Genomic DNA, 19,273 nt, shown 5'->3' with positions numbered 1-19,273 from the left:
TTCAAACGCCAAAAAAGTAACCAAAAACGCTGGGCCCCGGCGTTCGGCACCTCGCCTGGGCTCGGTGTTCCTTCGTTCCGGGATTCATCCGGGGGCATCGCCTACGGTTTGCTTCGCTGCACCTCCTCTCGATGTGTTCGACTTCGTCGAACGGTCGCTGCGCTCCCACCCCCCGGATGAATCCCTCCACTCAGCCTGTCGAAGGGGCCGGCACGTCAAAAGCTTTTCTTGAGCTAACGCTCATCGTGTTTTGGATGTGCGCCTCTTAAGCGTTGGTTCTGCTGTTTGAGTTGAATTTTTCAATTGGGCGAATCCGGACCTGGATTTCTGGACGTTTCCTACTTGTTGTTCGGCTGCATCTGACGCGACAGATTTTTTTGTGCGAGGTACATATATAACGCAGTCCGTGGTTGTTATTTCCATACATTTCTCCAGGCGCTGGACGCAATGTTTGAATTTGTTTCCGGTTGTCGAGCACCGCATTTAATTCAAGGAGGAATGTATTTATGGCACGGCGTGGAATTGAGCTTCCAGCTTCAATCGTGAGGCCGGACAATCAAGATGTTTATGTGCACTACTTAAGTCTCGGTGATGGCTCCGGGCCGGCAATTGATTTTGCCCCCTTGGGGGAAATACTGGATATGGAAAATACCTACAAGGCATTTTCCGGAAGTTTGCCTCAGATCCTTGAAGTTGAACTTTCCCAGGTCAGGGCTGGCGGTGATTCGAGTTCATTGCCTCCCTTGGACACGCTGGCGCGTGAGCTGCGTTTCCGGGATGCGCTGATCGCCAGAAAGTTTGGTGCGCTGATCGCGGCGAAGGACATTGCGATTCAGCGGTTTGGTCATGCGCAGGTCGAAACGTTTTTCAATGGCGGTCGGTTACCGCAGGTCAATCGGCGTGGCGGTAACGTCAGCGTTCGCCAGGCCTATAGCGAGTTGTTCAATGCCAAGTTGCTGGTAGAAGGCATCGGCCAGTTGAACAGTCAGTCCGCAACGGTCAGGAATGTAATCGCGGCTGTGCAGGTGCAAGAGGCCAATCGAATTGCACATGAGCAGGCGCGCATCGCTGCGCAGAATCAGGCTCGGCTTGTGGCCGAGGAGCAGGCGCGTGTAGCTGCACAAGCGGCAGAAATCGCCCGGCTGGCGGCCGTTGATGAAGCTCGTCAAAAGGCTGAAGAGCAGGCGCGACGTGAAGCCGATGAGCATGCACGGCAACTGCTTGAGGATCGATTGCGCGACGCGGATCGGGCGCGCCGGGAGGCGCAAGCCTTCCATTTGCAGGGCGCTGCCTGGAATCCGCAACTTGTATTTTCGACGTCGACCGGGCCGGTTTCCATCCGCGAGAGCGCAAGGTCGAGATTGCGGGCGGCCATCCGTTCCGCGTCGGCCGGATTATCCGCTCTGGCCGCGGGCACGGTGTCGGGTTTGATAGTGGGTGTTGCAGCACTGGTTTACTCGCCCGCGCTGGGAAACGGTGAGCTGCCCAAGCGGTTTCTGGTCAGCGTGCCGTTGTCCGATCTGCTGTCCGGTCCCGTGCCAGACTTGGGTCAGCTCGCGGCTACCGGTGGTTCTCTGGATTTGCCCGTGCGTGTCAATTCCAGAGCTGGCGAGGGCGATCACACCGAGCTGCTGGTCATTCCAGTCGATGGCGTCAGGTTTCCCACTGGCGTGCCGGTGATTGCTGCCGTTCACAACCCGCAGGACAACACCTATCGCGCGACGACCACCGACATTCCATCAGAAACATTGGTATGGACGCCGTCAATTACGCCCGCTGACAGTTCGACTGTATTGCCCGTTCCCGAACCGGATCCTGCGCAATATACCGGCGGCGACATCGTCCCTGTCGAGGGGCGAATTGATCGTCATCCTGATCTGGGTGATTTTGATTTCAATGACTGGATTCTGGTTTTTCCACCGGATTCCGGCATCCCCCCGCAATACATCATGTTCCGGGATCCGCGAAACGATTCCGGGATTGCTTCCGGGTACGGAGAGCCAGTGGCGACGGGGTGGCTCGAGGCGGCTTCGCAAGGCAATGGTACGGCGATTCCGGCGCAGATTGCAGAGCAATTGAGAGGTCGGCAGTTCAGCGATTTCAGGACGTTCAGAGAGTCCTTCTGGAAAGCAGTAGGGGCAGACTCCGAGCTCTCTTCACAATTTGGCAATACCAATAGAGAGCGGTTAATGCGCGGGCATTCTCCATTTACAATTCCTGGTGAGCAGGTAGGCGGTAATAAAGTTTATGAAATTCATCATCTGGATTTCATCAAGAATGGAGGTGCGGTCTACGATATGGATAACTTAAGATTGTTGACACCTAAGCAGCACGTGGAAGTTCATTCTGCTAGTGGAGGAGAAAGAAATGCATCGTAAACTCGAAGACTATACGGAGTCAGAGTTTCTTGAGCTTTTGAAAGGTCTCTGTTATGTAACCAGCTGCAGTGAAAGAGAATACATGGTCCTTGTTGAAAAGTTTGACGCTGCAGTGGATCACCCAAGGGGTAATGGAATTATTTATTATCCGCTGGATGGCGAAGATGATAGCCCTGAAGGAATACTCCAAACGCTGAAGAGCTGGCGTGCGGAGAACGGGATGCCCGGATTCAAAGGGTAAGCCCAAATCAAAGGACCCCAATCGAAGTGCATTCCGATTGGGGTTTATTCGGTAACTATTTTTCAGTCTCCACTCCACCGCCCGCCGTGATCACCTGCACATTCATCCTCGGCGTCGCCAGGTCCAGCCCGGCCTCGTCCAGATGCCGTTTCAGCGACAAATTGAACGCCCGTGAAACCTCCCACTGTTTGATCGGTGCGGTCTTGAACCTTGCGCGCAATATCGCGTTGCCGGATTCAAAGCTTTCCACGCCCTGAAATTCCAGTGGCGACCAGATGTTGCGTCGCTGCAGTGGGTCGGTGCGCATTTTCTGGCCGACGTCGCGCATCAGTTTGATGGCTTCGTCGATGCTCATGTTGAAGGGCACCGCCACGCGGAAAATCGCGTAGCCGAATTCGCGGGAGTAGTTTTTGATGCTTTTGATTTCGCTGAACGGGATGGTGTGGACGATGCCGTCGATGTCCCGCAGGCGTACGGTGCGGATGGTCAGGCCTTCGACGGTGCCCAGGTGGCCGCCGACGTCGACGTAGTCATCGATGGCCAGAGAGTCTTCGATGATGATGAACAGGCCGGTGATCAGGTCGGCTACGAGCGACTGGGCGCCGAAGCCGATGGCCAGGCCGATCACGCCGGCACCGGCCAGCAGGGGCGTGACGTTCATGCCCATGTTCGCCAGCGCGACGATCAGGGCGATGATGAAGATCGCCACGAACAGCACGTTGCGGATCAGCGGCATCATGGTTTGCGCGCGGGCGTTGGCCAGGCCTTTGCGAGAGCGGGTGAGGGCGTGGTGCACGGCGGTGTCGCTGAGGATCCAGATCAGCCAGGCGAAGATCAGCGTGCCGATCAAACTGAACAGTTTGACGCTGACGTCGTGGCCTTCGCCTTCGGTGAAGCCGATCAGCGACATGCCCCACACCCGCAGGCCGAGTTCGATGAAGGCCAGCCACACCAGCAAATGGGCGAGGGTGTAGAAGAAGCTTTTCAGGCGCTCGGAATACAGCGCGTGGCGTTTCGGCCCGCGTTGGGGTTTGAGGGCGTGGCGGCGGACGAGGCCGTTGATGACCATGCACAACACCAGCAGCACGGTGCAGATCAGCGACTGGCGCAAGGCGGTGCTGGTGTCGCCGGCGGAGACGAAGGTGGCGAACAGCGAAATACCCACCAGCACCAGCGCCGGGACGTACCAGAAGGTGCCGAGGATTTCGATGGTGTCGCTGAGGGCGCGGCGGGTCAGGCGGCGGGACAGGGGCTGGTTGCGGATCAGGTGGGCGATCGGTCGGCGGAAGCGCAGGATGAACAGGCCGGTCGACAGCGCCGCGAGGACATTGGCGACGGTGGCGGCGGTGTGGGCCAGGTGCACACCAAGGCCGGCCACCAGGCGCGGATCGCTCAGGGCTTCACCGAACGCGGCGAAGCTGCCGATCAGCCACAACGGCCGAAAGGCCTGGTGACGCAGGATGTACAGCGCGCGGTGCCGGTGCGGACCGTCGAGTACGGAGAAGGCGATCACGCAGATGGCCGAGAAACAGGTGCCGACCACCAGTGCGTAAGCCAGCACCATCGCCAGGCTTTTGCCCAGTGACGAGGGCAATGCGTAGCTCATGTAGACCGTGATCACCAACGCGATCAGCCAGGGGCCGAGCTTGCGCAGGGCGAAGCGCAGCATGTCGAGGGCCCGGGGGTTTTGCGGCAGTTCTTCGGTCAGGCCGAAGCGCATGCGTACCCGGTGGCCGAGCCAGATCAGCGCGGCGGCGAGCAGGCTCCAGACCGCGAGGATCACGGCGAAGGCGAAGATGATCGGCAGCCATTCGCTGGCCGGCAGCATCAGGCCTTTGAGCTCGTCCTGGGCCATGTCGAATTCGGCGGACCAGCGATTGAGCGGGCTGTCGGCGCCGGTGAACTGTTTTTCGAAAGTGGCGAGGGTGCCGCCGATCAGTCCCAGCACACCTTCTTCGGGGCTGGCCTGGGCTTTTTTCGTGGCGTCGCGGAGTTTTTTCAGGTCGGTCAGCAACTGGGCACGTTGCTTGTCGTTTTCCAGCGACTTGATGACTTCGTCCAGCGACTGGCCGAGCGGTTCCTGAGCCTCGGGCTGGGCCTTGCCGGAACCCGTGAGCAGTCCCGGCAGACCGGCAGCGTCGGCGGGCGCCGGCGACATCAGGGTCATCAGGCAGACGAGAAACAGGCAGGGCAGGGCAAAAAGACGAGCGAACACTAGGCGGTCAACCTCGCAAGGGGCGGATCGGGCGAGTGTACGAGCCCGCCAGATTCAATGCGAGCCGGGCGCGGATTTATTCGTTGAGTTTGGCGAGGATCTTGTAGACCACGGTGGCCAGGATCATCAGCATGCCGATCCACATGGCGAACACACCGGCGTTCTTGTCACGGAAGTTGAAACCGATGGCCAGCAGAATCATTCCGCCGAGGATGGGAATGAGCATGGAGTGGAACGCAGACATCGAGATCATGGCGACAGCCTTGTCGAAGGGAATGATTCAAGTCTAGGTGGGTTTTCGATGGACGGTGCTGATGTGTATCAGAAATGAGCCGGTTTTACGGGCCGGGGGATCGCAGCTCCACGCTGCGATCCCGGCTGCTTGCTACGGCAATTCGCGACTGGCGTAGAACGCGCTCAGCACTTTGACCAGGTGGGCCAGGTCATGGCTGCCGCACAGTTCGCGGATCGAGTGCATGGCGAAGGTCGGCAGGCCGATGTCGACGGTGCGCACGCCCAGGTGGCTGGCGGTGATCGGGCCGATGGTCGAGCCACAGCCCATGTCGCTGCGCACCACGAAGCTTTGCACCGGCACTTCTTCGGCCATGCACAGATGGCGGAAGAAACCGGCGGTTTCGCTGTTGGTGGCGTAGCGCTGGTTGCTGTTGACCTTGATCACCGGGCCGGCGTTGAGTTTCGGGCCGTGGTTGGCGTCGTGCTTCTCGGCGTAGTTCGGGTGTACGCCGTGGGCGTTGTCGGCCGAAACCAGCAGGGATTTCTGGATGGTGCGTACGAATTCGTCACCTTCCGGCAGCAGACGGCGCAGGGTCTGTTCCAGCATCGGGCCGTCGGCGCCACACGCCGAGCAGGAGCCGACTTCTTCGTGGTCGTTGCACACCAGCACGCAGGTTTCTTCGGTGTCGGCGGTCAGCAAGGCTTGCAGGCCGGCGTAGCACGACAGCAGGTTATCGAGGCGTGCGCCGGCGATGAAGTCGCCATGCAGGCCGATGACCGCAGCGCTCTGGGTATCGTAGAAACTCAGCTCGTAATCGAGCACCACGTCGGCGTTGAGGCCGTGTTCGCGAGCCAGTTGATCGGTGAGTACCGCGCGGAAGTCCACGCGCTCGTCACCGGCGAACTGCGCGAGAATCGGCGGCAGTTCGGTCTGGGCGTTGATAGCCCAGCCTTGGTTGGCTTCACGATTGAGGTGGATGGCCAGGTTGGGAATGATCGCGATCGGGGCCTTGAAGTCGATCAGCTGGCTCTCGACTTTGCCGTCGCGGCGGAAGGTGACGCGGCCGGCCAGCGACAGGTCGCGGTCGAACCACGGCGCCAACAGCGCGCCGCCGTAGACTTCGACACCGAGCTGCCAGAAGCCCTGGCGTTGCAGTTCAGGTTGTGGCTTGACCCGCAGGCACGGGCTATCGGTGTGGGCGCCGACCAGACGGATGCCGTCGTGCAGCGGCGAGTTGCGGCCCATCTTGATCGCGACAATCGAGGAATCGTTACGGGTGACGTAGTAACGACCATTGGCTTCGGTGTGCCAGGTTTCGCGCTCGTCGAGGCGCACATAACCGGCGGCCTCCAGGCGTTGAACAAGGCTGGCGGTGGCGTGGAACGGGGTAGGGGAGGCCTTGAGGAAGTCGATCAGGCCTTGGTTCAACTCTTCGCGCATAAGAAGCTCCAGACAGCAATGGGCGGGAGTTTAACGCATCACTCCGCCCCATTGGGACGTGGTTGCGCGGGTATTGTCAGGAGTGATGACCGATGCGCTTGTGCCCCACCATTCATGACGGCCGATTTGCTGGTCACACACATGCTTCAAGGTGTTGCCTGGCAGGGTCTCAACCGGTGATCAGTCTGCCATTGAGGAAGACTTCACGGCGTTGCTTGCGACCGATGTCTTCATGCTTGCTCGACTGATAGACCGCTTCGAACTTGTCTCGAGATAAATCGGGCAGCGCACTGAGGTATTGATCGACCAGTTGATCGTAGGCGGCTTCGGTAATGAATTTGTAGACTTCCCGACGATAGAAAAAGCCCAGTTGAAAACCGAGTGTTTCACTCAAGTGCGCGGTCGGGCCGGCGAAGCAGTTTTCAAAGTCGATGGCTTTCAGTGGTCTGTGCGTTTGCTCGGGCACCATGATGTTGCCCACCCAGAAATCCATGTGAGTGATGTTTTTGCTGGCCAGCGAGCTGAGCAGTTGAAACGCGTCGAGGATGAAAGCTTCGATGTTCTGGGGATTGCGTCTGATGCACTGAGCGCCATCAATATGGCCTTCGAGCAGGTGTGTCAGAAGGAAAAATTCCTCGGTCAGGCCAAGCCTGCTGCGGGTATAGCCATAGCCCTTCAATGGCGGCATATCCACGCCCCGGCGCTGAGCTTCGAGGGAGTTCATCAACTCTTCGAGCGGCCAGTCGAAGCGCCCGTTGCGTTGCGGTTTGTTCAGGCTCACCCGCACCTTTGCCTTGAAAGTGTCCAATGGCTGGACCTTGGCAAAGAGCGGGGTTTCACACGAGGACAGCGGTGCGCTGGCCCGGGTCAGTTTGCGCGCGCGACGTTTTTTTATCAGCTGCTCGAGGGCCTCGCGCGCCGGGATGCTGGGTGGTTCGCTCAGGTGCAGGGTAGTGTTACCGAATGCATAGATGATTGGATATTCGGATTGGAGCGTTTTACTGCATAACACGGGAAAAGGCCTCCTGCCTGATGTCGAGGTGCCAAAATTTATAATTGATTACAATTTTATGACAGTTCTTTACGTCAATCTATTGCCGGTGGGATTTTGACAGGACAAAAAAAGCCCTTCATCAGGAAGGGCTTTCAGAGGCAGACGCGATTCAGAAGGGTGCCGGGCACTCGAAGCGCAGGCGCTCGCCGCTTTGCGGATGAGTGAAACTGAGCATGCTCGCGTGCAGGCACAGGCGGGGCCAGGCCGCCAGCGCTTGCTCGTGGGCGTAGAGCCCGTCACCGAGCAGCGGATGACCGATCGACAACATGTGCACGCGCAATTGATGCGAGCGGCCGGTGATCGGTGTCAGTTCGACACGGCACCAGTCGCCGCAACGTTCCAGAACCTTCCAGAACGTCAGCGCATGCTTGCCTGATTCATGATCGACCACATGCCGTGGTTTGGTCGGTGGATCGTAGCGCAACGGCAGGTCGATGCTGCCGCTGTCCAGTTCCGGCTGACCCCAGGCCAAAGCGGTGTAGGCCTTTTCGGTTTCGCGATCATGAAACTGGCGCGACAGTTCGCGGTGGGTATCGGCGTCACGTGCGAGCAGAATGATCCCCGAGGTTTCCCAGTCCAGGCGATGGACGATACGCGCTTCCGGGTAGCCGTTTTCCTGCAGGCGGGTGATCAGGCAGTCCTTGTTGTCGTCGGCCCGGCCAGGGACGGAGAGCAACAGGGTGGGTTTGTTCACCACCAGTACGGCGGCGTCCTGATGAATGATTTGGACGTTGGACAACGGCATTAAAACAGCCTCGTAACAAATGCCAACGGCGGCTCAGGGCCCCTCCGGTGTCGGAAGGGCCCTGAGCCGCCGTCGTTCCTGCCGGATCGACTCAGCGATCTGGCAGGGTGATGTTGAGTTCCAGAATCGAGCAGCTGCCCTGGCTCTCCAGTGCCACGTGTACGTCGTCGTTGCCGATGTTGACGTATTTGCGGATCACTTCCACCAGTTCCTTCTGCAAGGATGGCAGGTAGTCAGGGGTGCTGCGCTGGCCGCGTTCATGCGCCACGATGATCTGTAGACGCTCTTTCGCGACCGAGGCGGTACTTGGCTTTTTGTTGGCACGAAAGAAGTCAAAAAGGTTCATTACCTACCTCCAAACAGACGCTCGAAGAATCCCTTCTTCTCGACATTCAGGAACCGGTGTTCTTTTTCCTTGCCCAGCAGGCGATCAACGGTATCGCTGTAGGCCTGGCCGGCGTCGCTCTGATCATCGAGGATCACAGGTACGCCCTGGTTGGAGGCCTTGAGTACGGCCTGGGATTCCGGGATGACGCCCAACAGGCGTACGGCGAGGATTTCCTTGACGTCTTCGACGCCGAGCATTTCGCCTTTTTCGACGCGCTCCGGGTGGTAGCGGGTGATCAGCAGGTGTTCCTGGATCGGCTCTTCGCCACGTTCGGCGCGACGGGACTTGCTGGCCAGCAGGCCGAGCATGCGGTCCGAGTCACGTACCGAGGACACTTCCGGGTTGGTCACGACGATCGCTTCGTCAGCGAAGTACATGGCCAGGTGGGCGCCTTTCTCGATGCCGGCAGGGGAGTCGCAGACCACGAACTCGAATTGTTCCTTGAGCTCCATCAGGACTTTTTCCACGCCTTCGACGGTCAGTGCGTCTTTGTCGCGGGTCTGGCTGGCGGCCAGCACATAGAGGTTTTCCAGGCGCTTGTCTTTGATCAGGGCCTGTTGCAGGTTGGCTTCGCCGTTCACGACGTTGACGAAGTCATACACCACGCGGCGCTCGCAGCCCATGATCAGGTCAAGGTTACGCAAGCCCACGTCGAAGTCGACGATCACTGTTTTGTGGCCGCGCAGAGCGAGGCCGGTACCGATAGCGGCGCTGGTGGTGGTCTTACCCACACCACCCTTGCCGGATGTAACCACGAGAATCTTGGCCAAGGTGTTTCACCCCTAAGGAAGAAGGACTGTTCAGCCCCTGAAAAACATCTCTAGAAAACTACTGCAGTCGGACAGCCTTGGCTGGAATTCGGCTTTTGGCCTTTTTCCTACTTCGTTTGAGCCGTTTTCGCTACGTTTTAGAGATGCTTGGAAAATGCGGCAGTATCCGTTAAAGCCGAATGATGTTCAACACGTCGCCCGACAGGCTGACCTGTACGCCCGAACCCCACATCGGATCGCGACGCAGGTCCTCGGAAACCTTGTAATGGCCTGCGATGGAGATCAGTTCAGCGCTCAATTGCTGACAGAAAATCCGCGCCTTGGTGTCGCCCTTGACCCCGGCCAGCGCACGACCGCGCATCGGGCCGTATACATGGATGTTGCCATCGGCGAGAAGTTCCGCCCCCGGACTGACCGAAGAAACCACCACCAGATCGCCACCTTGCGCATATATCTGTTGGCCACCACGTACTGGCGTGGTGATGACGCGGGTCGGTTTGACGGCTGGCTCCGGTGGTTTTTCCGGCTTCTTCGGTGCGACGGGGTCGGCGCTTTCCAGCGGTCGTTCGCGGGCGCCGGACGGCGGCAGCACCGGGATGTCGATGGCGATGGCGGCGGCGATGTCTTCGATGCGGCTGGCGCGGATCGCCAGGGTGCGCAGACCGTGCTGGCGGCACACGCGCATCAGGCCCGGCAGGTCGACGGCGCCTTCGCTTGGCGGCAGTTTGTCCAGCGCCAGAACCAGCGGCGCGTTGCTGAAGAAATTCGGTGCCTGGGCGACTTTGGCGGCCAGTTGCCGATCGAGGCTGTCCAGGTTATTGCGGGACAGCTCCAGCACCGTAATGGCGAGCATGCTGCCCTTCAGCTGGAACACGGGATCTTGGTCTAGCGGTTCGGTTTGGCTCATGTCGGCATACAACGGCTTGTCACTAAAAGTGCCGAGACTTATAACGAGAACGCCCGCAGGCCGCAAGCCGGGTCGAACGATGTAGAATGCGCGGCCACTGTATTTACGGAAGCTTTAATGGATCGCCCGCGTTTTCGAAAAGCATTTCTTGCCCCACGCTTCTGGCCGCTCTGGTGCGGCCTCGGGCTGTTGTGGCTGATCGTGCAGCTGCCGTATCCAGCCTTGCTGGCCATCGGTCGTTTTCTTGGTGCCCTGATGTATCGCTTCGCCGGCGACCGGCGGCGTATCGCCAAGCGCAATCTGGAACTGTGTTTCCCGGAAAAGTCCGCCGCCGAACGCAAGCGTCTGCTCAAGGAAAACTTCGCGTCCACCGGCATCGCCTTCTTTGAAATGGCGATGAGCTGGTGGTGGTCGCGTCAGCGCCTGGCGAAACTGGCTCATGTCGAAGGTCTTGAACACCTGCAAAAGGCCCAGCGCGAAGGCAAGGGCGTGATTCTGATGGCGGTGCATTTCACCACCCTGGAAATCGGCGCAGCGCTGCTCGGCCAGCAACACACCATCGACGGCATGTACCGCGAACACAAGAACCCGTTGTTCGACTTCGTCCAGCGTCAGGGCCGCGAGCGGCACAACCTCGATTCGCTGGCGGTGGAACGTGACGACGTGCGCGGCATGCTCAAGCTGCTGCGCGCGGGCCGGGCGATCTGGTACGCACCGGATCAGGACTACGGCGCCAAGCAAAGCATATTCGTGCCGCTGTTCGGGATTCAGGCCGCGACGGTCACCGCCACCAGCAAGTTTGCCCGACTGGGCAAGGCACTGGTGGTGCCGTTCACTCAGGAGCGTCTGGCCGACGGCAGCGGTTATCGTCTGGTGATTCATCCGCCGCTGGAAGGTTTCCCGGGCGAGACCGAAGAGGAAGATTGCATCCGCATCAATCAGTGGGTCGAAGGCGTGTTGCGTGAATGCCCCGAGCAATACCTGTGGGCACACCGGCGCTTCAAGAGCCGGCCACCGGGTGAGCCGAAGCTGTACGCCAAACGCGGTTGATTGACCCATCCCCATAAGCACCACGGAGCGTTGCGATGAGCCCAGCTGAACCGGTCACAGGTTTGATTCTTTCCGGCGGCGGGGCTCGGGCGGCGTATCAGGTGGGGGTTCTGGCGGCGATTGCCGAATTGCTGCCGTTGGGGGCGGACAATCCGTTTCCGGTGATTGTCGGCACGTCGGCCGGGGCGATCAACGCGGTCAGCCTGGCCAGCGGTGCCACGGATTTTCGCGCCGCCATCGAACGCCTGACGCTGTTCTGGCAAGGCTTTCGCAGCCATCGCGTGTTGCGCAGCGACTGGCCGGGGGTGATCCGCCAGGCCAGCCGTTTCGTCAGTCACAGTCTGTTGGGCATGGGCCGGCAAATGCCGGTGGCGCTGCTCGACAGTTCGCCGCTGCGTCATCTGCTCAACGAAAAACTGCATCTGCCCGGCATCGCCGAGTCCATCGCGCGCAAGCAACTGCACGCGGTGGCGGTGACGGCGTTCGGCTACGAGTCGGGGCAGGCGGTGACCTTCTACGAGGGCGGCGGGACTATTGACTCCTGGCTGCGTCATCGGCGCATCGGTGTACCGACGCAGTTGGCGGTGGAGCACTTGCTGGCCAGTTCGGCGATCCCGCTGTTGTTCGCGCCGGTGAAGATCGGCGATGAATATTTCGGTGATGGCGCGGTGCGGCAGTCGGCACCGATCAGCCCGGCACTGCACCTGGGCGCGAGTCGGGTGCTGGTGGTGGGCGTCAGCGGCAACCCGCGCGGTTTCGATCCGGCGCAACCGCTGGAACGCACCTACACCGGGCAGCAGCCGACGCTGGCGCAGATCGGCGGGCACATGCTCAACAGTACGTTCATTGATAGCCTGGAAAGCGATATCGAGTTGCTTCAGCGCCTGAACCAGTTCAGTCATCTGATGCCCGAAGGCACGCCGACCCGCGCGCTGGGTGTGGCGCCGGTGGAAGTGCTGGTGATCTCGCCGAGTCAGCCGATCGATGAAATCGCGGCGCGGCATCGCCAAGAACTGCCGGCGGCGTTGCGGCTGTTTCTGCGTGGGCCGGGAGCGACCAAGACGAGCGGGGCAGGGGTGTTGAGTTACTTGCTGTTCGAGGCGGGGTATTGCAGTGAATTGATCGACCTTGGACGGCGCGATGCCTTGGCCAAGCGCGATGAGCTGTGCCGGTTTATCGGGATTGGCGAGGCGCTGGTTCCGGCCTGAGAACGATGGCGCCCGAGCGGGCGCCATCTGAACCTTCATCAGAAGTGGAACTTCACCAGGAAGCTGGTCACGTTCTGATTGGTGGTGAAGGCCTTGGTGTCGTCGATACCGTACTTGTCTTTCCAGTAGTCGTATTCAACACCGACGTACAACTGCTTCTCGCCGAAATTCAGCGCCTTGCCCAGGTCGTATTTGACCTGCGGGTTGAAGTGCAGGTTGGCGTGGTATTCGCCTTTGTTGTTGACGTCGTTGTCGACCACCCAGTCCATGTAGCCGTCGATCAGGATGTTCGAGTCGCCCACCGGAATGGTGTAGGACCACACTGGTGTGATCTGCCAGACGTTGTCACCCGCACGCGAGCCTTCGGTGTGACGCTGGTAGAAGTTCAGCTGGAAGTAGTCGAAGCCCGGAATGGCCAGGTCGAAGCCGGGGCCGATCAGGTAGGACTCGGTGTCACCCTCGCCGAACTCGTAGGTCATCGCCAGCAGGACGTCCTTGATCGGGCCGAACTCGATCTTCTGGTCGAGCACCTTGCCCAGCGAGATGCGTGGCTGGAACTCGCCGTAGTAGGTGTTCGGACCGTTGTTGAAGTCCTTGTCACCGTTGTAGAAGATCTTGTCGAGGAAGAAGAAGTTGTCCCCGTACTTCCACGCATCGGCGTGCTCGAAGGTCACGGTCTGCTGGATGGCCGGGTTGACCTTGAAGTCTTTGCCGTAGAGGTAGGTCAGGCTGTTGTTCTGCCATTGCAGCAGGCCGTCGGCCATGGCCTGACCCCCTGCCAGCAGCGATCCCGCAAGCATCAGGCTGGTGCACATACGTTTCATTCGGTTGCTCCCAAAGTAGGTGTTCCACGTTTATTTTTTTGAGTCGGCGCTCTGGTGTGGCGCCTTTTTTCGTTGCTGCAAAAGTCATCCATCCGGTCAGCTTTCATGCTGTTAGCAAGAGCTGAGCCAAGGCTTTTCGAAAAGCAAAAAAACGCCCGTCGGCTGCTGAAAAACAGTCGATTGAGCGTGTTTTCGGGATGCCTCGGTACTGACCGAAGCCTGGATAAGTTGGCTTTTCGGTCAGGAATTAAATTCGGGCTTTTTTTTAGACCGAATTCAGGAGGCCGCGGAGAATACTGACTCAACGGCCAGGCCTCAAGTGCCCCGCAACAGAGCACCGACGACAGGTAGGGGGCACGGTTGCGGGTCATCTTAGAAGTGCACCTTCACCAGCAGGCTGGCGGTGTTCTGGTTGGTGTCGAAACTGTGGGTGCTTTCGACCCCGTATTTGTTTTTCCAGTAGCTGTATTCGGTGCCGACGTACACCTGCTTTTCACCCCAGCCGAGGGCTTTGCCCAGGTCGTATTTGATCTGCGGGTTGATGTGCAGGTTTGCGTGATAGGTGCCACGGGAGTTCTGGTCGTTGTCGACCACCCAGTCCAGATAGCCGTCGATCAGCAGGTCGGAATTGCCCACGGGAATGCTGTAGGACCAGCCGGGCGTGATCTGCCAGACGCCGTCGCCCGGGCGCGGGCCTTCGGTCTGGCGGCGGTAGAAGTTCAGGGTGAAATAGTTGAAGCCCGGTACCTTGAGGTCGAAGCCGGGGCCGATCACATAGGCCTCGCTGTCGCCTTCGCCGTACTCGTAGGTCATGGCCAGCAGCACGTCCTTGATCGGGCCGAACTCCAGCTTCCTGTCGAAGATCTTGCCGAACGACAGGCGCGGGCTGAATTCGCCGTAGAACGCGTGGGGGCCTTTGTTGCGGTCTTCCTGGCCGTTGTAGAAGATCTTGTCGACGAACAGGAAGTTGTCGCCGTACTTCCACTTGTCGGCGTGCTCGAACGTCACCGTCTGCTGGATCGACGGGTTGATCGCGAAGTTCTTGCCGTACAGGTAGCTCAGGCTGTTGGTCTGCCACAGCAATAAATCGCCGGCCATGGCTTGCGATGCGGCCAGCAGGCCGCCGCTCAACAACACGTTGGTTTGAGTCCGGATCATCTGTTGCTCCCTCTTGTTTTTATTGTTTGAGGCAAAGCTGTCGCGAGGGGGCAGGCTTGGGCGAGCCCCCTTTTTTACTCTTCGGATCAGTGCGGGTGTGCGTGGCAGTCGTTGATCGCGGCGCGTTCGGCGCCGCCGAGGATGTTGAACAACAGGTTCAGCGTCAGCGCGCTGAGGGTGGCCATGGCGATCCCGCTGTGGGTGATCGGGCTCATCCACAACGGCAGGTGGGCGAAAAATTCCGGACGCACCACCGGGATCAGGCCCATGCCGATGCTCACGGCTACCAGCAATTGATTGCGGCGGTCGCCGATGTCGGCTTCCTGCAGGATCTTGATGCCGGTCGCCGCCACCATGCCGAACATCGCAATCGCCGCGCCACCCAGCACCGCCGGTGGAATCGATGCCACCAGGAACGCCGCTTTCGGCAGCAGGCTCAGGACGATCAGCAGACCGCCGGCAACGATGGTCACCGAGCGGCAGCGCACGCCGGTCATCTGCACCAGGCCGATGTTCTGCGCGAAGGAGGAGTGGGTGAAGGTGTTGAAGAAGCCGGCGAAGAACGACGCGCCGGCATCACACAGCAGGCCGCGACGCAGCATGCGCGGGCAGACTTCCTGGCCGGTGATCTTGCCCAGCGCGAGGAACATCCCGGTGGACTCGACGAAGATGATCACCACCACCAGGCACATCGACAGGATCGGTGCCAGTTCGAACTTCGGCATGCCGAAATGCAGCGGGGTGACGAACTGAACCCACGGCGCGTTGGCCATGCCGCTCAGGTCGACCATGCCGATGGCGCCGCAGAGCACGTAGCCCAGGCACATGCCGATCAGCACGGAAATGTTGACCCAGAAACCGCGCATGAAGCGGTGGATCAACAGAATGGTGGCCAGCACCAGTGCGGCGATGGCCAGGTAAATCGGTGAACCGAATTGAGCAGCGCCAGCGCCGCCGCCGGCCCAGTTTACGGCCACGGGGAACAGCGACAAACCGATCGAGGTGATGACCGTGCCGGTCACCAGAGGCGGGAAGAAGCGTACGACCTTGGACATGAACGGCGCGATGATCATGCCGAAGAACCCGGCGGCGATGGTGGCGCCGAAGATTCCCTGCAGACCGATGCCGGGCATGCCGGCCATGGCGACCATGCTGCCGACGGCGGCGAAACTGGCGCCCATCATTACCGGCATGCGAATGCCCATCGGGCCGATGCCCAGAGATTGCACGATGGTGGCGATGCCAGCGACCAGCAGGTCGGCGTTGATCAGGAAGGCGATTTCTTCACGACTCAGGCCAGCGGCCTGTCCAATGATCAGCGGTACCGCGATGGCGCCGCCGTACATCAGCAGTACATGTTGCAAACCGACCAGGATCAGTTGCAAAAGGGGCAAACGCTGAATGGCGGGTGCGTCGGGGATGCGCGCTTTGGACAGCTCGGACATGCAACACCTCGGATCTTTTTTATTCTTGTGATTAACAGCTGCCGGGTTGCTCACAGCTGTTTCTTTGCATCAGGTAAGCCGCGTTGCGGCTAATCGCTGGCAAGCCAGCTCCCACACAGGCAGTGCAAAACCCTGTGGGAGCTGGCTTGCCAGCGATGCTTTTACTGCTTAGTTGGTCTGGGCTCCCTGGGCGATCCATGCACCGATCAGGTCACGTTCCTGCTGGGTCATCTGTGTGATGTTGCCCAGTGGCATGATCTGCGTGGTGATGGCTTGCGCCTGGATCCGTGCCGCGTTCTGGCGGATCTGCTCGGGGGTGTCGAACATCACGCCGGCCGGTGCAGCGCTGAACAGCGGGCTGGTCGGTTTGGCCGAGTGACAGACCGCGCAGCGTTCCTGGATCACGTTGTGCACCTTGTCGAACGCAGGACCGGCGTTGGACGCCTGAGCCGGAGCGGCGGCCGGTGCAGCAGGGGCGGCCGGTTGTGCAGCTTCAGCCGGTTTCGCGCCACCACCCAGCGCCGTTTCCGGCAGTGGCTGGTACTCGATTTTCGCAGGCGCCTTGGCCACGTCTGGAGCGGTCGACATCGGCGCAGGGCCGGTGACGTACGCCAGACTGATCATGCCCACCGCTGCCACAGGCAGGGTCCAGGCAAACTTGTGGCTGTCGTGACGGGTGTTGAAGTAGTGACGCACCAACACCGCCAACACTGCGATCCCGGCCAGGATCAGCCAGTTGTACTGGCTGCCGTAAGTGCTCGGGAAGTGGTTGCTGATCATGATGAACAGCACCGGCAGGGTGAAGTAGTTGTTGTGACGCGAACGCAGCAGGCCTTTGGCCGGCAGGGCCGGATCCGGCGTGCGGTTCTCGGCGATCGCGGCCACCAGTGCGCGCTGGGCCGGCATGATGATGCGGAACACGTTGCCGACCATGATGGTGCCGATGATCGCGCCGACGTGCAGGTACGCACCACGACCGCTGAACACCTTGCTGAAGCCAAACGCCGCGCCGATGATCAGCACGAACAGGATGAAGCCGAGCAGGGCAGGTTTTTTGCCCAGAGGCGAATCGCAGAGGAAGTCGTAGATGAACCAGCCGGCGATCAGCGAACCGATGCCGATGGCCACGCCTTCAGGGCCGGTCAGGCCGCTGCCGGGTGCCACGAGGTAGAGCACGGGGTTGGAGTAGAACACCACGCACAGCAGCGCGATCCCCGACATCCAGGTGAAATAGGCTTCCCATTTGAACCAGTGCAGGTTCTCCGGCATCGACGGAGGGGCCAGTTTGTATTTTTCCAGGTGATAGATACCGCCGCCGTGGATCGCCCACAGATCACCGGCAAGACCGGTTTTCGGGTTGACGCGGTTGAGGTTGTTCTCCAGCCAGACGAAGTAGAACGACGCGCCGATCCAGGCCACGCCAGTGATCATGTGAACCCAGCGCACGCTCAGGTTCAGCCATTCCAACAGATGTGCTTCCACAGTCTTTACCTCTCGCCCGTCACTCTTGTTGTCGAGTGATCGGACCTTCTCTTATTGGTGGGGGGCGAGGATCAAACGCTCATCCTCTTTGAAAAAATGCTCATCGCAGTTATTGCCTGTGCCACTGCGATCAACCACCAGGAAGTCATCCCGCTTTTCGATCGTCAGCACCGGGTGGTGCCAGACGCCGCGATGGTAATTGATGCCCTGCCTGCCGTTGGTGACGAAGGCGCGGACCAAGCCTGATACAGGTTCATCGCCAAGTGGCGCGACCACGATCAGAAAGGGGTTGCCGAGCAGCGGAATGAAAGCCTGGCTGCCCAGCGGATGGCGTTCCAGCATGCTGACGGTCAGCGGCATGTCCTGCGCGTCGGCGCGGAAGATGCTGATGATCGCGTTGTCCTCAGGCGTCGCGGTTTCGACCGTCGCCAGTTTGTGGAAGCGCATGGTCGAACCGTTGTTGATCATGAAGTGATCGCTGCCGTCGGTTTCGATCACGTCACCGAAAGGGGCGAAGGCTTCTTTGGTCAGCGGTTCAATCGTCAGTGTGCGCATGCTGTTCTTCTTATCCGAATTCTGTGTTGTTGGTTCTGTTGCTATCGCTGGCAGGCCAGCTCCCACATCTGGAATACATTCCCTTGTGGGAGCCAGCCTGCTGGCGATCGGGTTCAGCGCTTATTTAGCGACCTTGCCCAGTACGCGCAGGCGGCTCACACCACCATCCGGGAACACGTTCAGACGGATGTGGGTGATCGGGCCCAGTGCCTTGATCTGCTCGACGAAGGTGTGTTCGGCGTGCATTTCCAGCTTCTGGCTTGGCAGCAGCTCGCGCCAGAACAGCGACTGGGTTTCGATCTGGCTGTCGGTGCCGCCCTTGACGAACGCGCCCTGGATCGAGCAGGTGTCCGGGTAGTTGCCCTTGAAGTGCAGGGTGTCGACGATGATCTTCTCGATCTCGCCCGGGTGGCCCAGCGCGACGATCACCCAGTCATTGCCTGGCGTGCGACGACGTGCGGTTTCCCAGCCGTCGCCCATGTTGATGCCACGGCCCGGGTTGAGAATGTTGCTCATGCGGCCGAAGTGTTCGTCGGAGCAGGCGAGGGCGCGGCCACCGTTGAGGGCTGCTGCCAGGTCCACTTGCTCGTTGTCGCCAACCGCCGACCAGTCGCGGAACGGAATGCCGTACACGCGCAGACGGGCCACGCCGCCATCCGGGTAGATGTTGAAGCGCAGGTGGCTGAACGCCTTGTCGTTGCTGATTTCGTGGTAGTGGTGGCTGTTGCCCTGCAGCTCGACGGCCGACAGCACTTCAGTCCACTGGGTGTTTTCGTCCGGCTCGCCCGACGCCAGGAAGCAGGCTTCCAGCGAGGCCGATGGCGGGAAGTTGCCGGTGAAGAATGAAGTGTCGATGTCCACGCCTTTGATCGAACCCGGTACGCCCAGGCGGATCACCGCGCTGTCGTAGCCTTCGAAGCGCTTGCGGCGCGATTCCCAGCCGTCCATCCACTTGCCGTTGTCATCGAACACGCCCTCCTTCCACACGGCCGGGGTCGGCTGAAACAGACGATTGGCGTCTGCGAACCAGTCATCGGTGACCGAGATGATTTTGGTGCCCAGACGGGCATCGGCCAGGTTGACGAACTTCTCGAAAGGTACGGCGTAAGCTTTCATTCTTCTTGTCTGCCTTTAAATAAGTGGCTTGGGATGCTTGCAGGGCCCTGGGAAACACAAGC

Annotated in this window: 18 protein-coding genes; 4 read left to right on the top strand and 14 right to left on the bottom strand. The window is 60.0% G+C overall.

Going from position 1 to position 19,273, the window contains the following annotated elements; translation table 11 throughout:
- The first annotated feature begins 506 nt into the window (after positions 1–506).
- Positions 507–2,378 (top strand): S-type pyocin domain-containing protein, encoded by a 1,872-nt coding sequence (locus GQX66_RS18940; protein WP_240870439.1) that lies wholly within the window; start codon positions 507–509, stop codon positions 2,376–2,378.
- Positions 2,368–2,619, top strand: a complete 252-nt coding sequence (locus GQX66_RS18935; RefSeq protein WP_102718285.1) for a bacteriocin immunity protein — start codon at positions 2,368–2,370, stop codon at positions 2,617–2,619. Before GQX66_RS18940 ends, GQX66_RS18935 begins: the two co-directional genes overlap by 11 nt.
- A gap of 55 nt (positions 2,620–2,674) precedes the next feature.
- Here GQX66_RS18935 and GQX66_RS18930 read toward each other — a convergent pair whose 3' ends face one another.
- From GQX66_RS18930 to minC, 8 genes are all read right to left on the bottom strand, one after another.
- Positions 2,675–4,834, bottom strand: coding sequence for a mechanosensitive ion channel domain-containing protein (locus tag GQX66_RS18930; protein ID WP_102688269.1), 2,160 nt, complete (start codon positions 4,832–4,834; stop codon positions 2,675–2,677).
- A 76-nt stretch (positions 4,835–4,910) separates the two neighbouring features.
- Positions 4,911–5,087 carry a hypothetical protein gene (locus tag GQX66_RS18925; protein WP_165369545.1) on the bottom strand — a complete coding sequence of 59 codons (177 nt, stop codon included), beginning with the start codon at positions 5,085–5,087 and terminating at the stop codon, positions 4,911–4,913.
- Positions 5,088–5,219: 132 nt separating this feature from the next.
- Positions 5,220–6,509: a M18 family aminopeptidase gene (locus GQX66_RS18920; protein ID WP_007960074.1), complete on the bottom strand. Its 1,290-nt coding sequence runs from the start codon at positions 6,507–6,509 to the stop codon at positions 5,220–5,222.
- A gap of 169 nt (positions 6,510–6,678) precedes the next feature.
- Positions 6,679–7,521, bottom strand: coding sequence for a hypothetical protein (locus GQX66_RS18915; RefSeq protein WP_085748488.1), 843 nt, complete (start codon positions 7,519–7,521; stop codon positions 6,679–6,681).
- A gap of 151 nt (positions 7,522–7,672) precedes the next feature.
- The gene (locus GQX66_RS18910) at positions 7,673–8,308 is read right to left on the bottom strand and encodes an RluA family pseudouridine synthase (RefSeq protein ID WP_085748489.1); all 636 of its coding nucleotides are present in this window, start codon (positions 8,306–8,308) and stop codon (positions 7,673–7,675) included.
- Between the two features lie 91 nt (positions 8,309–8,399).
- Positions 8,400–8,654, bottom strand: coding sequence for a cell division topological specificity factor MinE (gene minE / locus GQX66_RS18905; RefSeq protein ID WP_007960071.1), 255 nt, complete (start codon positions 8,652–8,654; stop codon positions 8,400–8,402).
- Complete coding sequence (minD, locus tag GQX66_RS18900; protein WP_007960065.1) at positions 8,654–9,466, bottom strand: septum site-determining protein MinD; 813 nt, start codon at positions 9,464–9,466, stop codon at positions 8,654–8,656. Before minD ends, minE begins: the two co-directional genes overlap by 1 nt.
- A 169-nt stretch (positions 9,467–9,635) precedes the next feature.
- A complete protein-coding gene (minC, locus tag GQX66_RS18895) occupies positions 9,636–10,373 on the bottom strand; it encodes a septum site-determining protein MinC (RefSeq protein ID WP_085748518.1) in 738 nt (245 codons plus the stop codon).
- A 117-nt stretch (positions 10,374–10,490) separates the two neighbouring features.
- Here minC and GQX66_RS18890 point away from each other — a divergent pair, with 117 nt between their 5' ends.
- Positions 10,491–11,423 (top strand): lipid A biosynthesis lauroyl acyltransferase, encoded by a 933-nt coding sequence (locus tag GQX66_RS18890; RefSeq protein WP_007960061.1) that lies wholly within the window; start codon positions 10,491–10,493, stop codon positions 11,421–11,423.
- Positions 11,424–11,458: 35 nt separating this feature from the next.
- Positions 11,459–12,631 (top strand): patatin-like phospholipase family protein, encoded by a 1,173-nt coding sequence (locus GQX66_RS18885; RefSeq protein ID WP_240870437.1) that lies wholly within the window; start codon positions 11,459–11,461, stop codon positions 12,629–12,631.
- Positions 12,632–12,669: 38 nt separating this feature from the next.
- On the opposite strand, the gene GQX66_RS18880 is transcribed toward GQX66_RS18885, so the two are convergent.
- The 6 genes from GQX66_RS18880 to alc all read right to left on the bottom strand — a co-directional run bounded on the left by GQX66_RS18880 (position 12,670) and on the right by alc (position 19,211).
- A complete protein-coding gene (locus tag GQX66_RS18880; protein ID WP_085748491.1) occupies positions 12,670–13,455 on the bottom strand; it encodes an outer membrane protein OmpK in 786 nt (261 codons plus the stop codon).
- Positions 13,456–13,827: 372 nt separating this feature from the next.
- Positions 13,828–14,613: an outer membrane protein OmpK gene (locus GQX66_RS18875; protein ID WP_240870435.1), complete on the bottom strand. Its 786-nt coding sequence runs from the start codon at positions 14,611–14,613 to the stop codon at positions 13,828–13,830.
- A gap of 86 nt (positions 14,614–14,699) precedes the next feature.
- Complete coding sequence (locus GQX66_RS18870; protein WP_011333188.1) at positions 14,700–16,058, bottom strand: nucleobase:cation symporter-2 family protein; 1,359 nt, start codon at positions 16,056–16,058, stop codon at positions 14,700–14,702.
- Positions 16,059–16,226: 168 nt separating this feature from the next.
- Positions 16,227–17,540 (bottom strand): urate hydroxylase PuuD, encoded by a 1,314-nt coding sequence (locus tag GQX66_RS18865; protein WP_085748492.1) that lies wholly within the window; start codon positions 17,538–17,540, stop codon positions 16,227–16,229.
- Between the two features lie 51 nt (positions 17,541–17,591).
- Positions 17,592–18,095 (bottom strand): ureidoglycolate lyase, encoded by a 504-nt coding sequence (locus GQX66_RS18860; RefSeq protein WP_007960046.1) that lies wholly within the window; start codon positions 18,093–18,095, stop codon positions 17,592–17,594.
- Positions 18,096–18,215: 120 nt separating this feature from the next.
- A complete protein-coding gene (alc, locus tag GQX66_RS18855; protein WP_007960036.1) occupies positions 18,216–19,211 on the bottom strand; it encodes an allantoicase in 996 nt (331 codons plus the stop codon).
- Between the last annotated feature and the right edge of the window lie 62 nt (positions 19,212–19,273).

This window comes from Pseudomonas sp. B707 (genome assembly GCF_022496685.1).
GTDB classification, from domain to species: Bacteria; Pseudomonadota; Gammaproteobacteria; order Pseudomonadales; family Pseudomonadaceae; genus Aquipseudomonas; species Aquipseudomonas paraglycinae.
The sequence above is the reverse complement of the archived record's forward strand: the minus strand, read 5'-3'. Positions and strand labels throughout refer to the sequence as shown.

Bases quoted from the DNA above. Each gene is read 5' to 3' on its own strand.
- GQX66_RS18940 (WP_240870439.1), top strand. From the start codon at position 507: ATGGCACGGCGTGGAATTGAGCTTCCAGCTTCAATCGTGAGGCCGGAC.
- GQX66_RS18935 (WP_102718285.1), top strand. From the start codon at position 2,368: ATGCATCGTAAACTCGAAGACTATACGGAGTCAGAGTTTCTTGAGCTT.
- GQX66_RS18925 (WP_165369545.1), bottom strand. From the start codon at position 5,087: ATGATCTCGATGTCTGCGTTCCACTCCATGCTCATTCCCATCCTCGGC.
- GQX66_RS18920 (WP_007960074.1), bottom strand. From the start codon at position 6,509: ATGCGCGAAGAGTTGAACCAAGGCCTGATCGACTTCCTCAAGGCCTCC.
- GQX66_RS18910 (WP_085748489.1), bottom strand. From the start codon at position 8,308: ATGCCGTTGTCCAACGTCCAAATCATTCATCAGGACGCCGCCGTACTG.
- minE (WP_007960071.1), bottom strand. From the start codon at position 8,654: ATGAACCTTTTTGACTTCTTTCGTGCCAACAAAAAGCCAAGTACCGCC.
- minC (WP_085748518.1), bottom strand. From the start codon at position 10,373: ATGAGCCAAACCGAACCGCTAGACCAAGATCCCGTGTTCCAGCTGAAG.
- GQX66_RS18890 (WP_007960061.1), top strand. From the start codon at position 10,491: ATGGATCGCCCGCGTTTTCGAAAAGCATTTCTTGCCCCACGCTTCTGG.
- GQX66_RS18885 (WP_240870437.1), top strand. From the start codon at position 11,459: ATGAGCCCAGCTGAACCGGTCACAGGTTTGATTCTTTCCGGCGGCGGG.
- GQX66_RS18880 (WP_085748491.1), bottom strand. From the start codon at position 13,455: ATGAAACGTATGTGCACCAGCCTGATGCTTGCGGGATCGCTGCTGGCA.
- GQX66_RS18875 (WP_240870435.1), bottom strand. From the start codon at position 14,613: ATGATCCGGACTCAAACCAACGTGTTGTTGAGCGGCGGCCTGCTGGCC.
- GQX66_RS18870 (WP_011333188.1), bottom strand. From the start codon at position 16,058: ATGTCCGAGCTGTCCAAAGCGCGCATCCCCGACGCACCCGCCATTCAG.
- GQX66_RS18860 (WP_007960046.1), bottom strand. From the start codon at position 18,095: ATGCGCACACTGACGATTGAACCGCTGACCAAAGAAGCCTTCGCCCCT.
- alc (WP_007960036.1), bottom strand. From the start codon at position 19,211: ATGAAAGCTTACGCCGTACCTTTCGAGAAGTTCGTCAACCTGGCCGAT.